Below are 13909 nucleotides of genomic sequence, written 5' to 3'. Positions count from 1 at the left end.
TATGACTTTCGATTTATTTGCACCCCAGCCGCAAGCCAATGTATTACCTTTTGATGGGGTAGTGGAGGATTATGGCTTGATTTTGGATGAGGAACAAAGCCAGCAGTATCTACAGCATTTTCTCAGTCAGCTGGCCTGGCAATATGATGAAGTGCATTTATTTGGCAAGCACCATGTCACCGGTCGCCAGGTGGTCTGGTATGGCGATGAACATTATCAGTATCGTTATTCTGGTACGCTTAAACAAGCTCAGGTATGGACACCCGGATTATTCCGTTTAAAGCAACATATTGAAATTCTGGTCGGTCATCCCTTTAATTCCTGTCTGGCCAATTTGTATGAAGATGGTTCGCAAGGCTTGGGTTGGCATAGTGATGATGAGCCGGCTTTATATACAGGTACTTCTCGGGAAAATGTCATCGCTTCTCTGAGTCTGGGAGCCACCCGCAAAATGAGCTTTAAGCATAAAATTCGCAGTGATAAAGTCGATGTGCTGTTACACAGTGGACAGTTGATTGTGATGCGTGGCGCGACACAGCAACACTGGAAGCACAGTATTAGCAAAACCAGCAAAGTTTTGACACCACGAATTAACCTGACCTTTCGTTATTTTTATCCTTAAGAAGCATTTTGGAGCATAAAAAAGCACCCTGAAGGATGCTGTTTTAAAAAATTTTCAAAACAGATTAAGGCGTGATCCCGGCAGGATGACGATACCAGCTTTCAATCAACAAGGCAGCCGCAATACTGTCGGCAGAGAGTTTCTTGCCGCGACCTTGCGCCTGATAATGATCCAGCTCATCGCGTGCTTCACGGGTGGTCAGACGTTCATCCACCATCCAGGTTTCAATATTGGTCTGATGACGTAAACGGCGGGCAAATTTTCGCGCCCGTGTCGACAGCTCGGATTCACTATCATCCATGTTCAATGGCAAACCGACCAGAAATAAATTCGGTTGATGGCTTTTCACGATTTTGAGCAGTTCATCCCAGTTGGGGATACCATCTTTCATGGGAAATAAGGGCAGGGGATTGGCACTTGCAATCAGGGATTGTCCAACTGACATTCCCATTTTTTGTGTACCAAAATCAAACGCCATAATGGTTTGTTGCACGTTTACATCAGGCATGTCCAATCTCGGAAGATAACCAGTTGCGGTCTACACCCATTTTTTTATAGGCAGCATCCCAACGGTCGTTATAAGGTAAGTTAAAAATCAGATCCATATCGGAATCACAAATCAGCCAGTCACCACGGGCAATTTCCTGTTCCAGCTGGTGTTTGCCCCAACTGGCATAACCGAGGGCAATCTGATAGCGACCGACACCTTCATTATGTGCAATGGCATCCAGAATATCTTTGGAGGTAGTAATGCAGACATTTTCACCCACGGCGATGGAGGAGTGCCAGGTCGGCTGACCGGTATGCAAGACAAAGCCGGCTTCAGGGCGCAAAGGGCCACCTTGCAATACCTCATGCGGATTGACATTATCTGCTTCAATATCCAGATCATTCAGCAATTCTTTAATTTGAATGCCGGCAGGTCGATTGATAATGATGCCTTGGGCACCATCTTCATCATGACGCGCGAGATAAATGACCGTCTGGGCAAAAAAATCATCATTCGCATGCGGCGGTGCAATCAGACAACGATGTGTCAGAAACTGTTTGGTCACCTGAGCAGTTCTCCCAAAGTCAGTATGCTATGCAGTCTGAAAAAGTGAAGCATGGCCTACGGGCCTAATTGTAATCACTCAAACAGCGGCTTTCTTCCTGCTAGTTATCCCATAAAATGCTTAGGCTGACAACTTGGATATGGGGTAAATCAGGCATGAACAGGTTAAGGCCGGGCGAATTCAAACATGAGGTGCGACAGTTTCAAAAGCCATATGATAATCAACAAGCTGAGCAAATTTCTCTAATGGTGTAAGCCAATCTAACGCCTTTCTAGGACGAGTATTCAGTGACATGGCAACTTGATTTAAATAATGCTGATCTGCCTGATTTAAATCAATCCCTTTAGGTAAATATTGCCTAATTAAACCATTCATATTTTCGCATGTGCCTTTTTGCCAAGGTGAATGTGGGTCACAGAAATATACATCTATGCCTAAATCTTCTTCGAGTATTTTATGTTCTGACATCTCGCGTCCACGGTCATAGGTCAACGTTTTACGCAGTTCTGCAGGTAAATATTTCAGAGCTTCAGTTAAAGCCTTGCGCACTGATTCTGCCTTTGCATCAGGTAATGTTGCCAAGATACAGAGCCGTGTATTTCGTTCAATAAGTGTTGCTATCGAACTTTTATTGTCTTTACCTTTAATTAAATCAGCTTCCCAATGACCCGGTATTTTTCTTTCTTGAACTTCGGCTGGGCGCTCATGAATAGTTTTAATATCCTGTAATATAGAATCTTTTTTAGGTTCACCGTTAGCTTTTCGCTTTTTATTTTCATGACGCAGACAGGATAATAAGTCTTTTTTCAACTCACCCTTGGGTAATGCTCGTATCGTTGAATAAATCGTTGTATGGCTTACATTCATTGTTTGATCCAAATCAGGAAATGTCTTTAAACGCTTTGCTATTTGCTGAGGAGACCATAAACAACGGATCGCTTCAACAATAAATTTCCAGAGGATTGAATCGATTTTGAGTTTTCTGTGACCACGTCTACGTCTAGCGAAGGTGTTATCAGAAGCATATCGAGCTTGATAAACGTCATTGATGCTATTTCTTTTAAGCTCACGATAGATCGTACTAGGATGTCTTTTAATGAGTTCAGCAAATTTTCTGGCTGAAAAGCCTTCTTTTCTTGACTCAAGCATTAATGCAGTACGATCTTCAAAGTTAAGATGATGGTATGACAATTTTATATACTCCATAAACCCTTTAAATTAATTAGGTGGTTTATGTCGCACTTCAAGTTTTACTCTGCCCCGGTTTTAAAATTCCTTTTAAAAAGACCTTCAGTGATTTTATTTAAATGATGGGAGGTAGTTTTAAGCGTTTTTTATTTATGCTAAAACAGCCAGATAAACCGAGTAAAAACTTACTTAAATTTTAATAAAAAATATTAAATATATTGTGGTGGAATGATAAATAATAACAATAGATCATTCATGGTTAAAAGTAGACTATATATAGTTTCTTGCTTTTAAATAGAATTTATCTGAAAACTAAAGGCAAGTTATTACAATCTCAGCTCATTAATTAAGCTCTAACTATATTTCGATACATAGTTTCTAGTGATTAAAAAATGGTCAATATTAGATAACAAACTATAATATTTGTTTATTTATGTAATAAATTTGCGATATATTGTACAGAATATTTCAATTATTATACAAAATATACATATTGAAACCATATTGCTTTGTTCGTAGAATGCAGAAATTTTCATCTTTAATTTATTTTTTTAATGGGGTTGTTATGCATCATATTTTAAAAGGGACTTTAATTTCTGCGCTATTTTCTGTGTCAGTCACTTCACAGGCAGCAGTATTTAGTAGTTATAATGAAGAAGGTAGTTTTTTCCGTAGTCATTTGAATAGCGCTTTATCTGAAAACCTCATTACTCAGTTTAAGGACAAAGCTGATTCAAAGGATGGAGTTTTATATTTACTTGAACAAGCCCGCTTATTACAAGTTAACCATCAATATGAAGAAAGCCGAGATTATTATAAGCAAGCCTTTACGCTGTTAGAAAAACAAAAAAATCGGGCCAAAATTAGTGTGTCCCGAATGGGGTTTAAGGCTCTTGCCATGGTCAGCAATGATTCTGTAGTGCCTTATCTGGTACCAGCACATGAGCAGGTGCTGGCGCATATTTCCCAAGCTAAAAACTATATTTTCTTAAAGGATCTGGAAGCTGCTGCGGTAGAAATGCGCGTGGCTCAGGGCCTCCAGCGTGAAATCGAATTGTTGCACCAAAAAGAACTAGAAAAGAAAAAAGACAAAGTAGCTAAAAACACGGAAGCAGAGAAGAATCTAAGTGTGCTGGATGAAGCTTTTGTCGGTCTGGACCCCATAGCCGGCAAGATTAAGAACAGCTATCAGAATGCCTACGCTTTTTATATGGCAGCCAATTTATGGGAAACCTTGGGTGAATACAATGATGCCTTGGTTGATTATAAGAAAGCTTATGAGTTACAACCAGATAAGCAAATTTCCGAAGACGTGAAACGTCTGGATCAACTGGTCACACAGCATAAGAAGGGTAGTGTTCCGGTGATTGTATTTATCGAACAGGGAATTGTACCGCAAAAGGTGGAAAATAAAATTGATGTCCCTACACCGGGCGGTTTAATCAATATTGCTTTTGCGACCTATGAACCAAGTACCTATGTGATACCAACTAGCCTGAAAGTGAAAGTCAATAATAAAGCTTTACAAGACAGTTATGTGATTAGTGATATTGGTGCTTTGGCCGTCAAGGACCTCAAAGAAAAAATTATGGCGAATGTGAGCAGTCAGGTGCTGCGCGCCACTGCAAAATATGCCGCACAAAAAGAACTTGGTAACCAGTTTGGTGTGTTTGGTCAACTTGCCGGTAACGTCTTAAATATGGCGACTGAGCGTGCTGACTTGCGTGGCTGGAGTACCTTGCCGAGTAATGCCCAGATTGCGCGCTTAAATTTAACGCCGGGCAAACATAATTTACAACTTTCTAGCGGGAGTGTATCTAGCTCTCCGGTCACCCTAGATGTGAAAGCCAATCAAACAGTGTTTGTCTATGCCCATCATGTTAATGACAAAATTACGGCTAGTGTAAGCACCATTCCACATTAATCATAAATAAGGGAACAATATGAAACGTCAATTTAGCTTTGCTGTACTTGGTTTAGGGGCGCTGTTCATGGTGGGTTGTACCGCACCGAATGCCTTATCTACCCAAACCAATGCCAATAATGAAATGAGTATCCGCACCATTACCAATAATCCGGTATTAACTACGGAAGTCTTTGTGGAACGTGTGAATATGAGCTTGGTTGGTGATTTAAAGCGTGCTTCAATCGCGATCAAAAACCGCCGTTTTAACAATAAAGATTTTAGCTACAAGATTGTTTGGGTGGATGCACAAGGTGTGGAAGTTAATCCTGAAGGTGCCATCTGGAAGCCGATCCAGTTAACCGGACGTGAAACCAAAGGTGTGCAGTCCTTGGCGCCAAATCCATCTGCTGTTGATGTTGTTGTGTATTTGAAAAAATAAGAGAGACTTGAAATGAACGCAAAATTGATTTTCGCCGCATTGGCAACTACGACACTGCTTAGTGGCTGTGCCTCTACTGGTTCAGTAAGTTATGGTGATGCCCAAGCAGTCGAAACCTTAACCACAGACTTTGGTTCAACTGACTTGCAAATGATTGCAGCCAAAATGGTGGATGACATGTTGATGTTCCCGCCAGTGGTGCAAATGACCCAAAACCGCCGTCCGGTCATTGTCCTTGATCGGATTCATAACAAAACCCAGGAACATATCGATACCGAATCGATTACTGACAGTATTCAGAACAAACTAATCAATTCTGGAAAATTTCGTTTTGTTGATATGAAATCGGTGAATGCGGTGGCACAGCAGCTAGCTTATCAAAAGCAAAGCGGTATGGTGAACCAGTCAACAGCAGTACGTGCCGGTGGTCATATTGGTGCCGAATTTATGCTAAATGGCAACTTGTCGAGTATTGTGAAGAATGCCGGTGGCAAGAGTGATGTGTATTACAAGTTCACTTTTAAATTGCAAAACCTGCAAACTGGTATCGTAGAGTGGACTGGCGAGAAAGAAATCCGTAAGGCAGGCAAACGCTCGACTTTTGGTCTGTAATTTCAATGAAGGTCACTGTGCTTTTGGCACAGTGACTGTAGAAGAATATAATATGAAAAAAATATTACTTGCAGGCCTGTTGTCTGGATTGTTGAGCGCTCCGGCCTTTGCAGCCATTAAAGAAGTGGTTAAAGAAGCCAGTGGAAGTGGTCCAACTCAACACCAGGCGATTTCTGAAGCTTTATTAATTGCTGTGCAATCGTTAAATGGTGCTTCAGTTTCTTCCCAAATGAATTATGAAGAGACTGTTTCTGTATCGGTGAATAATCAGGGCTGGAGTTATAACGGTAAAGTTTCACCAGTTTTTAGTGTGGCAAATCAAGGTTCAGGTTCAGTGACCAAGTTTCAGGTGCTGAGTGTGACGGGTGCAAAAAATAATTACCGTGCCAAAGTTCGCGCACATGTGGTGAAGTTTGAATCGACTGTACAAGACCAGCATTTGCGCAGGATTGCAGTATTGCCATTCCAGATGGCCGAGAAAAATAACCGACTGGCCAATGACACATCTGCCTATGAGTTTAGTCAGGAATTATCCGATACTTTAGGAAATTATCTGGCTCAAAGCGGACAGTTGAGTGTGGTAGATCGTCATTATCTGGATGAAATGCAGTCTGAAAATGCATTCCTGTATTGGGATGGTGCACCGCATGAGCTGGCGCGTATCGGTCAGAAAGTTGGAGCAGACTATTTACTGGTGGGACGAATTAATGATCTGTCTAGTGCCAGCCATCAGCAAATGTATGGTTTGAATGCCGGCGCTGAACAAGTGCGTTTAAGCTGGCGTGTCATTGAAGCCAATACCAGTAAAGTGGTAGCAGCGGGCACTTTCAATCGAACTCTGTCTAATTTAATGACACAGAATATTCTGACCAATAGTTTAAATGACAGTACGGCGGATAAAATTGCTCAGGGCTTAAACCCGGAAATTTTACAGGGCTTAAAATTACAGCCTGTACAGTCTCAGACTGGTCAATCTTATGATTCATCACCGGGCTATGAAATGACGCCAGGTTCAAGCGATCAACCTGTAAAATGGTAAGTTAATATTAGTTCGAATGATTTTTAACACATAAAAAATCTCTGACCTAAATGCAGGGATTTTTTATGTGTCGCTTTACAAGTAGCTCAAGCCTGCTGAAATTTCAGCTGACGTAACTGGCGGGCATGTTGCAAGGTGGTTTCACTAATCTCTACACCGCCTGTCATTCTTGCAAGCTCCTGAATAATTTCATTTTCCTCAAGGTCAATGATTGTGCTGCTGGCAGGATCAGTCTGCTGTTTTTTTACCAGTAGATGCTGATCAGATTGTGCTGCCACTTGTGCCTGATGGGTAATACACAGAATCTGTACATGCTGGGCCAGATCGGCCAGTAAACGCCCGACAATCTCTGCGGTACCACCACTAATCCCGACATCAATTTCATCAAAGACCAGCACTTCAGCTTCGGTTTTTTCCGCATTCATAACTTGCATCACTAGCGCAATACGCGAGAGTTCACCGCCTGATGCAACCCGGGCCAAAGGCTGTGCCGGAATGCCTTTATTGGCAGTAAACAGCAATTGAATAAAGCTGAGACCTTCACTAGAGGGATGCTCCAAAGGCTCAAACTTGAACTCAAAATGTGCTTCAGGCAATGCCAGTTGTTTGACCTGCTCAGTGAGCTGCTTGGCCAACGGTGCTGCGGCTTCACGGCGAATCTGATCCAGATGTTGGGCTTTATCCAGAAACTCCTGATAAGAAACCGCGACCTGTTCAGCCAGTGTTTCCGGATCTTCCAGTTGATGCAGCTGTTCTAATTCGGTTTGCCAGGCTTCATATTCTTCTTTGAGTAATTCTGGCTGGGTACGATATTTACGTGCCAGACGATGGAAGATTTCTAGCGTTGAATTCAATACTTCCATGCGTTCCGGATCAAAACTTTGCCGATCCATAAACTGGCGTAAATTCGCTGCGGCATCTTCAAGTTCGCTTTGTGCATTCAGCAGGGAAGTATAAATCCCGGAGAGCTGCTCACTGCGTCCGGCATGTGACTCAACCCGACGCATAATTGATGCCAGTTCCTGGGTGATATTCTGTTCAGCTTCATCCAGCACATTCAGGCTATAGACACAGTCTTGCATAATAGCTTCATGATGCGAGAGCCGATCAAATTCCTGCTCAATTTCAGGATAATCCGTCTGAACAATTTCTTCCAGTTCTTCGAGTTGCAGCTCAAGGGTTTCCAGACGCTGCTTGCGTGTCGCTTGTGCATCCAAAGCTGCCTGATGCTGGCGAATATTTTTTTGCCAAGTGCTGTACGCATCACGTACGGTTTGGGCCGGCGCATAAAAATGATAATAATGATCCAGCCAATGCTTTGGATAAGGCGGTTCTAATAATTGTTGCTGGCTATGCTGGCTATAGAGCTGTACTAGTAAACGCCCAATTTCTTTCAGTTCAGACAGGCTGCTCGGACGTCCATTGATCCAGGCCTTGCTGCGGCCAGTGGCAAAAATCACCCGGCGTAAATGAATTTCACCTGACTCATCATCCAGTTCATGTTCTTTTAACCAAGCGGCTTCAGGACTGTGTTCCTGATAGCTAAAACTGGCAGTGACATCGGCTTTTTCTGAGCCATAACGCACATAATTGGTATCGGTTCGCTCACCCAAACAAGCAGACAATGCATCCAGTAAGAGGGATTTACCTGCACCGGTTTCACCGGTTAAAACGTTAAAACCTTTATCAATATCAATAGCAAGATGTTCAGCTAAAGCAAAATTGATCAGAGTTAAATGTGTCAGCATAAACGCATCCGGGCTGCGAAAAGTTTGATTGAAATAGCCTGATGTCGGATTGGGGTCGCAACATGGCTGTGATTATTATAAATCAGGACGAATCAATTTCATTCTATCTTAAATTTTAACGATTCATATATGCTTATTTCACTGTATTTTCGCAAGAAGCTGACTCAGAAGTATGTTAATTCACTGCTGATTTTCATATTTTTGACATCCCCAATCTTTAAATTAATGACTTAATTGAGCCTGTTTCACAAAAGAATGCACAAATCGAAATTGAAGCCCATCTACCAGCAAAATACAGGCCAAAACATGCTGAAAATAGCAGAGGTTTAGACGATACAGAATATTTCATCGGCGTCGATAAACTTCGATTGATTAGTTGGGGGTGCACATTTAAACTACAGCAATCAAAATATTACAAAATGCTTTATCTGGAGAAATCGCATGTCAGCTCAGTTTGATCATGTATCGGTACTTAAAAAATCTAATGTATATTTCGGCGGGTTGTGTATTAGTCACATTGTACAATTTGAAGACGGGACCAAGAAAACGTTGGGTGTCATTCTGCCATCAGAAAATGCCTTGACCTTTGAAACACATGTTCCTGAGCGCATGGAAATTGTTTCTGGTGAATGCCGTGTTCAGATTGGTGATAGCGAAGAAAGTGAGCTGTTCCGTGCCGGTCAGTCTTTCTATGTGCCGGGCAATAGCCGTTTTAAAATCGAAACCGACGATGTGCTGGACTATGTCTGCCATTTTGAAGGTTAAGTCCAGATTCAAGATCAGTGTAAACCGGGCAAGAAATTTCAGTGCGAATCGGTTAAACTAATCAGCTATAGAAATCCTGTGAAGTCAGCTTTACGGGATTTTTCTTTTGTATATACAACTAATCTAGAGGTCGTTCATGGCAAAACCTGAATATTTTTATGGCGTACATTCAGTGGAGTCATTGTTAGAGCTTGAGCCTGAACGTGTCTTGACATTATTCACTCTCAAAGGACGCGATGATCAGCGTTTAAAGCGTGTACTGGAACTGGCTGAACCGTTTGGGATCAGTGTGCAGCAAGCCAGCCGTGACAAACTAGAAAAATTGGCCGGTCAGCCGTTTCATCAGGGGGTCGTAGCCGCAGTTCGTGCTCATCCGACCCTGAATGAAAAAGATCTTGAATCATTGTTGAGCGCAAATCCTCAAGCGTTGTTATTGGCCCTGGATCATATTACCGATCCGCATAATCTCGGTGCCTGTATCCGTACAGCCGCTGCAATGGGTGTGGAAGCGGTGATTGCGCCACGTGATCGTTCAGCTACCCTAACTCCGACAGCACGTAAAGTGGCTGCAGGTGGTGCGGACAAAGTCAAATTCATTCAGGTGACCAATCTGGCGCGTACTTTGGGTCAAATCAAAGAAGATTTTAATGTTCGTGTGGTTGGTACCATGCTGGATGAAAAAGCGCTGCCGATTCAGAATTTTGATTTTACCGGTACCGGGGTTTGTGTGGTGATGGGTGCGGAAGATACCGGCCTACGTCCAATTACCCAAAGCCAATGTGATCAGACCGTGTATATCCCGATGGCAGGTAATCTGCAAAGTCTGAATGTCAGTGTGGCTACAGGTATGGCACTGTATGAAGCCTGCCGTCAGCGTAACCTTTAATTGATGATGGCATTGTCAGACCGTACCCAAGGCTATGTTTTTTTAGTTGTTACCATGTGCATCTGGGGCGGTTTTACCTTAACGGCCCGCCTGAATGCACTTTGGCAGATCAGTGCCTGGGATATTGTGGCCTTGCGTTTTTCTCTGGCCTTCCTGATTCTGATGCCGATCTTGCTCTATCGTAAAGAGGCCGCTTTTTTACTGAAAAAAGAGCCTTTTATTTTAGCGATGATTGGTGGGGTGATTTACTGCCTGTTTGCCTATAGCGCTTTTCACTACGCACCTACCGCCCATGCTGCAATTTTCTTGAATGGCTGTATTCCAATCTGTACCGCGATTATGGCTTTTTTTCTGATGGGGCAGGCTTTTGATAAACATACCTGGGCCAGCCTGATCATTATGATCGTAGTACTATGTCTCATGAGTATGCTGATGTATAGGGAAACTGGTGTGGCCTTTGGGGCAGGGGACGGACTGTTTTTTATCAGTGCCATACTTTGGGCGATTTTTACTGTTTTATTGCGTAAATATCAGCTAACTGCATGGCAGGCAATGTGTGGTGTCGCGATCTGGTCGGCAGTGATATATGTGCCGATTTATCTGCTATTTTTACCGAAAAATTTGAGTGTGCCTGAACCCAAGCATTTACTGTTTCAGACCATTTTTCACGGCATATTTGTGGTGATTATTGCCACTTTAAGCTATGTAGAAGCCATCAAGCGTCTTGGTGCATTTAAGGCAGGCAGTATTACCAATCTTGCACCTTTTATTGCGGCAATTCTGGCTGTACCTTTATTAAATGAAACTTTAAGTCTGGCCATGGTGTGTGGCCTGATGGGTATGGCAGTCGGGGCCTTACAGCCGTGGCGCTGGTTACAGCATCAGGACAGTCTGAGCCGAAAATTAGCAGAACAAAAAAAGCAGTCTTAATCAGACTGCTTTTTTTATGCTTCAGCTGGCTGCCATGTTTAAATATTTTTGATGTAATGGTCTGAGATGAGCATAGAGATGATCCAGATGACCATCATTTAGGACAATATCATCGGCCATGGTCTGCTTTTGTTCGCGGGACATTTGGGCGGCAATAATATTGCGAATTTGTTCGATATTCTGGCCATCACGTTGTGAGGCCCGCTCAATTTGCAGTTCGATTGTGGCATCAATCAGTAAGGTATGCTGAGTCAGTTCATGCTGATTAGTTTCAAACAGCAGTGGTGAAACTAGAATAGCGTAGGGACTTTGCGCAGCATGTAGTTGCTGGATAATGGAAGTGCGAATTGCCGGATGGGTAATACTTTCCAGGGTCTTGCGTGCTTCAGGAGACTGGAAGATATGTTCACGCAAGGCACGACGATTCAGTGAGCCATCGGCAAGCAGTACCCAATCGCCAAAAGCCTGCTGGATCTGGGTAAGTGCAGGCTGACCAATTTCGACCACTTCACGTGCTACCACATCGGCATCGACTACCGTTATCCCTTGTGCTTCAAACCACTGACTGGCAGCAGACTTACCACTGCCAATCCCACCAGTTAAACCGAGTACAAATTTCAATTTATTGACCTAAATACACTTTCATAATTTGTTCACCCCAAAGAAAAGCAATCCAGCCGGCAATCGCGATATAGGGACCAAAGGCAAAAGGCTGATTTTCCTTGCGGACTTTTAGCAGAATGATGCCAATAATCGCACCTACCAGGGAAGACAGCAGCACAATTAAAGGCAGTAATAACGGACCCATCCAGGCACCCAAAGCGGCTAGCAATTTAAAATCGCCATAACCCATGCCTTCCTTGCCGGTAATGATTTTAAACAGGTAATACACTATCCATAGACACAAAAAACCAATGATATAGCCCCAGATGGCAGAGCTTGGGGAGGTATAGAGTGCATAACTATTTACCCCTAAACCTAGCGCGGCCAAGGGCAGTGTATAACGGTCAGGCAATAACTGAGTATCAAAATCGATAAAGGTTAGGGCAATCAGCACATAAGTGAGAATCAGGCCAAACAGCATTTGTGCAGTCGGACCAAATACTGCTACGACCATCAGTGCACAGACTGCTGTTAAAATCTCAACTAAAGGATAGCGTATGCTGATGGGATTCAGGCAGTTCGCACACTTGCCGCACAAGATCAGCCAGCTGATAATTGGAATATTCTGGTACCAGCGGATTGGCTGATGACATTTAGGACAAGTCGAAGCGGGTTTGCTCAGGCTAAGTTTACTTTTATCAATCACCGGCTGTTCCGGATGCAAGAACATCTGACAATCGGTACGCCATTCCTGTTCCATCATCTTGGGCGTACGGTAAATCACTACATTCAGAAAGCTGCCTATACATAAACTAAAAAGCCCAACTGCGATATACAGCGCCGTTGGGTTTTGAGTAAAATATTGAATAAGATCTTGCATTAAACCACAGAACCCATTTGGAAAATTGGAAGGTACATGGCGATCACTAGACCACCGACAAGCACACCAAGAACAGCCATAATTAACGGCTCCATCATCGAAGTTAAGCCGTCAACTGCATTGTCGACTTCATTTTCATAATGCGTGGCTACTTTGTCCAGCATGGCATCTAGCGCACCTGACTCTTCACCAATTGCGACCATTTGTATGGCCATGGAAGGAAACTTATTGGTAACCCGCATGGCAAACTGTAGCTGTTGACCAGTAGCGACATCTTCACGGATTTTCATCACGGCATCTTCATACACGACGTTATTGGTAGCGCCGGCAGTGGATTCCAGCGCATCAATCAAGGGTACACCTGCTGCGAAAGTCGTGGCGAGGGTACGGCTATAACGTGCAATAATCGCTTTATACACCAAATCTCCAAAAATCGGTGCTTTGAGTGCGGCCTTATCCAGAAAATCGCGGAATTTTTTGCTACGTTTTTTGGCTTCAAGAAAAGCGGTAATGATGGCGCCAATGGCAATAATCAGCAGGAACCAATATTTTTGCATCCATTCCGACATATTCACTACCATTTTGGTGAAAGCAGGCAGGTCGGCGCCAAATGAAGAGAATAAGTCCTGGAAAACCGGGACCACTTTAACCATCAAGATAATGGTAACAATCAGGGCGACTACAACAACTGTAGCTGGATACTTCATCGCTTTTTTGATTTTTTGCTTGAGCAGTTCGCTTTTTTCTTTATAAATTGCGACACGATCGAGCATAGTTTCAAGAGCACCCGACTGTTCACCTGATTCAACTAAAGAGCAAAATAAATTATCAAAATACTGTGGATATTTACGCAGTGCTCCAGCGAAAGTGTTACCCCCCTCGACTTCACCTTTAATTCCCAGTACAACTTCACGCATGGATGGATTTTCCAGACCTTCTGCGACAATCTCAAAGCCTTGTACCAGTGGTACCCCGGCTTTCATCATGGTCGCCAACTGTCGGGTAAAAATTGTAATATCCAGTGTTGAGACTTTTTTCTTCATCAAGCCTTCGAGAATATTTTTTTTCTTTTCCCGAATGGTCTTGATGCTGATACCTTGTTTTCGAAGGGTGACCTTGGCCAAAGCCATATTTTTTGCTGGCAATTCCCCCTTGATCTTTGCCCCTTTGCGATCAATTCCTTCATAGCTGAAGATCGGCATCATCTGGCCTTTCTTTACTGCTGCCATACCTTTA

Annotated in this window: 15 protein-coding genes; 8 read left to right on the top strand and 7 right to left on the bottom strand. The window is 43.0% G+C overall.

Going from position 1 to position 13909, the window contains the following annotated elements; translation table 11 throughout:
* Position 1: 1 nt before the first annotated feature.
* Positions 2 to 622 (top strand): alpha-ketoglutarate-dependent dioxygenase AlkB family protein, encoded by a 621-nt coding sequence (locus tag J7649_RS09205; protein WP_219307538.1) that lies wholly within the window; start codon positions 2 to 4, stop codon positions 620 to 622.
* A 64-nt stretch (positions 623 to 686) separates the two neighbouring features.
* On the opposite strand, the gene ruvX is transcribed toward J7649_RS09205, so the two are convergent.
* The 3 genes from ruvX to J7649_RS09190 all read right to left on the bottom strand — a co-directional run bounded on the left by ruvX (position 687) and on the right by J7649_RS09190 (position 2883).
* Positions 687 to 1130, bottom strand: a complete 444-nt coding sequence (gene ruvX / locus J7649_RS09200; RefSeq protein ID WP_219307536.1) for a Holliday junction resolvase RuvX — start codon at positions 1128 to 1130, stop codon at positions 687 to 689.
* Entirely contained in the window at positions 1123 to 1677 is a 555-nt protein-coding gene (locus tag J7649_RS09195) for a YqgE/AlgH family protein (protein WP_004281085.1), read from the bottom strand. Before J7649_RS09195 ends, ruvX begins: the two co-directional genes overlap by 8 nt.
* Before the next feature lie 180 nt (positions 1678 to 1857).
* Complete coding sequence (locus J7649_RS09190) at positions 1858 to 2883, bottom strand: IS30-like element ISAba125 family transposase (protein WP_004994718.1); 1026 nt, start codon at positions 2881 to 2883, stop codon at positions 1858 to 1860.
* Positions 2884 to 3430: 547 nt separating this feature from the next.
* Between J7649_RS09190 and J7649_RS09185 the strand changes: the two genes are divergently transcribed.
* From J7649_RS09185 to J7649_RS09170, 4 genes are read left to right on the top strand one after another with little or no spacing between them, the layout of a single operon-like run.
* Complete coding sequence (locus J7649_RS09185) at positions 3431 to 4789, top strand: COG3014 family protein (protein WP_034438391.1); 1359 nt, start codon at positions 3431 to 3433, stop codon at positions 4787 to 4789.
* Positions 4790 to 4808: 19 nt separating this feature from the next.
* The gene (locus J7649_RS09180) at positions 4809 to 5210 is read left to right on the top strand and encodes a YcfL family putative periplasmic lipoprotein (protein ID WP_005248406.1); all 402 of its coding nucleotides are present in this window, start codon (positions 4809 to 4811) and stop codon (positions 5208 to 5210) included.
* A 12-nt stretch (positions 5211 to 5222) separates the two neighbouring features.
* Entirely contained in the window at positions 5223 to 5822 is a 600-nt protein-coding gene (gene lpoB / locus J7649_RS09175) for a penicillin-binding protein activator LpoB (RefSeq protein ID WP_005108476.1), read from the top strand.
* 52 nt (positions 5823 to 5874) lie between these two features.
* The gene (locus J7649_RS09170; protein WP_219307534.1) at positions 5875 to 6861 is read left to right on the top strand and encodes a CsgG/HfaB family protein; all 987 of its coding nucleotides are present in this window, start codon (positions 5875 to 5877) and stop codon (positions 6859 to 6861) included.
* An 86-nt stretch (positions 6862 to 6947) separates the two neighbouring features.
* On the opposite strand, the gene recN is transcribed toward J7649_RS09170, so the two are convergent.
* Positions 6948 to 8609, bottom strand: coding sequence for a DNA repair protein RecN (gene recN, locus J7649_RS09165; protein WP_219307532.1), 1662 nt, complete (start codon positions 8607 to 8609; stop codon positions 6948 to 6950).
* A 441-nt stretch (positions 8610 to 9050) separates the two neighbouring features.
* On the opposite strand from recN, the gene ppnP reads away from it, so the two are divergent.
* The 3 genes from ppnP (at position 9051) to J7649_RS09150 (ending at position 11190) form a co-directional block, all read left to right on the top strand.
* Entirely contained in the window at positions 9051 to 9374 is a 324-nt protein-coding gene (gene ppnP / locus J7649_RS09160; RefSeq protein ID WP_004281089.1) for a pyrimidine/purine nucleoside phosphorylase, read from the top strand.
* Positions 9375 to 9510: 136 nt separating this feature from the next.
* A complete protein-coding gene (gene rlmB / locus J7649_RS09155; RefSeq protein ID WP_005101440.1) occupies positions 9511 to 10260 on the top strand; it encodes a 23S rRNA (guanosine(2251)-2'-O)-methyltransferase RlmB in 750 nt (249 codons plus the stop codon).
* Positions 10261 to 10266: 6 nt separating this feature from the next.
* Positions 10267 to 11190: a DMT family transporter gene (locus tag J7649_RS09150; protein WP_004644926.1), complete on the top strand. Its 924-nt coding sequence runs from the start codon at positions 10267 to 10269 to the stop codon at positions 11188 to 11190.
* Positions 11191 to 11211: 21 nt separating this feature from the next.
* On the opposite strand, the gene coaE is transcribed toward J7649_RS09150, so the two are convergent.
* The 3 genes from coaE to J7649_RS09135 are packed head-to-tail and all read right to left on the bottom strand — an operon-like array spanning position 11212 to position 13902.
* Positions 11212 to 11811, bottom strand: coding sequence for a dephospho-CoA kinase (gene coaE / locus J7649_RS09145; protein WP_219307530.1), 600 nt, complete (start codon positions 11809 to 11811; stop codon positions 11212 to 11214).
* Between the two features lies 1 nt (position 11812).
* Positions 11813 to 12673 carry a prepilin peptidase gene (locus J7649_RS16910; protein ID WP_219307528.1) on the bottom strand — a complete coding sequence of 287 codons (861 nt, stop codon included), beginning with the start codon at positions 12671 to 12673 and terminating at the stop codon, positions 11813 to 11815.
* A complete protein-coding gene (locus J7649_RS09135; RefSeq protein WP_219307525.1) occupies positions 12673 to 13902 on the bottom strand; it encodes a type II secretion system F family protein in 1230 nt (409 codons plus the stop codon). Before J7649_RS09135 ends, J7649_RS16910 begins: the two co-directional genes overlap by 1 nt.
* Positions 13903 to 13909 lie beyond the last annotated feature (7 nt).

The organism is Acinetobacter lwoffii (assembly GCF_019343495.1).
Taxonomy (GTDB): domain Bacteria; phylum Pseudomonadota; class Gammaproteobacteria; order Pseudomonadales; family Moraxellaceae; genus Acinetobacter; species Acinetobacter lwoffii_P.
Note: the sequence above shows the minus strand (reverse complement) of the source record. Positions and strands in the feature narration are given on the sequence as shown.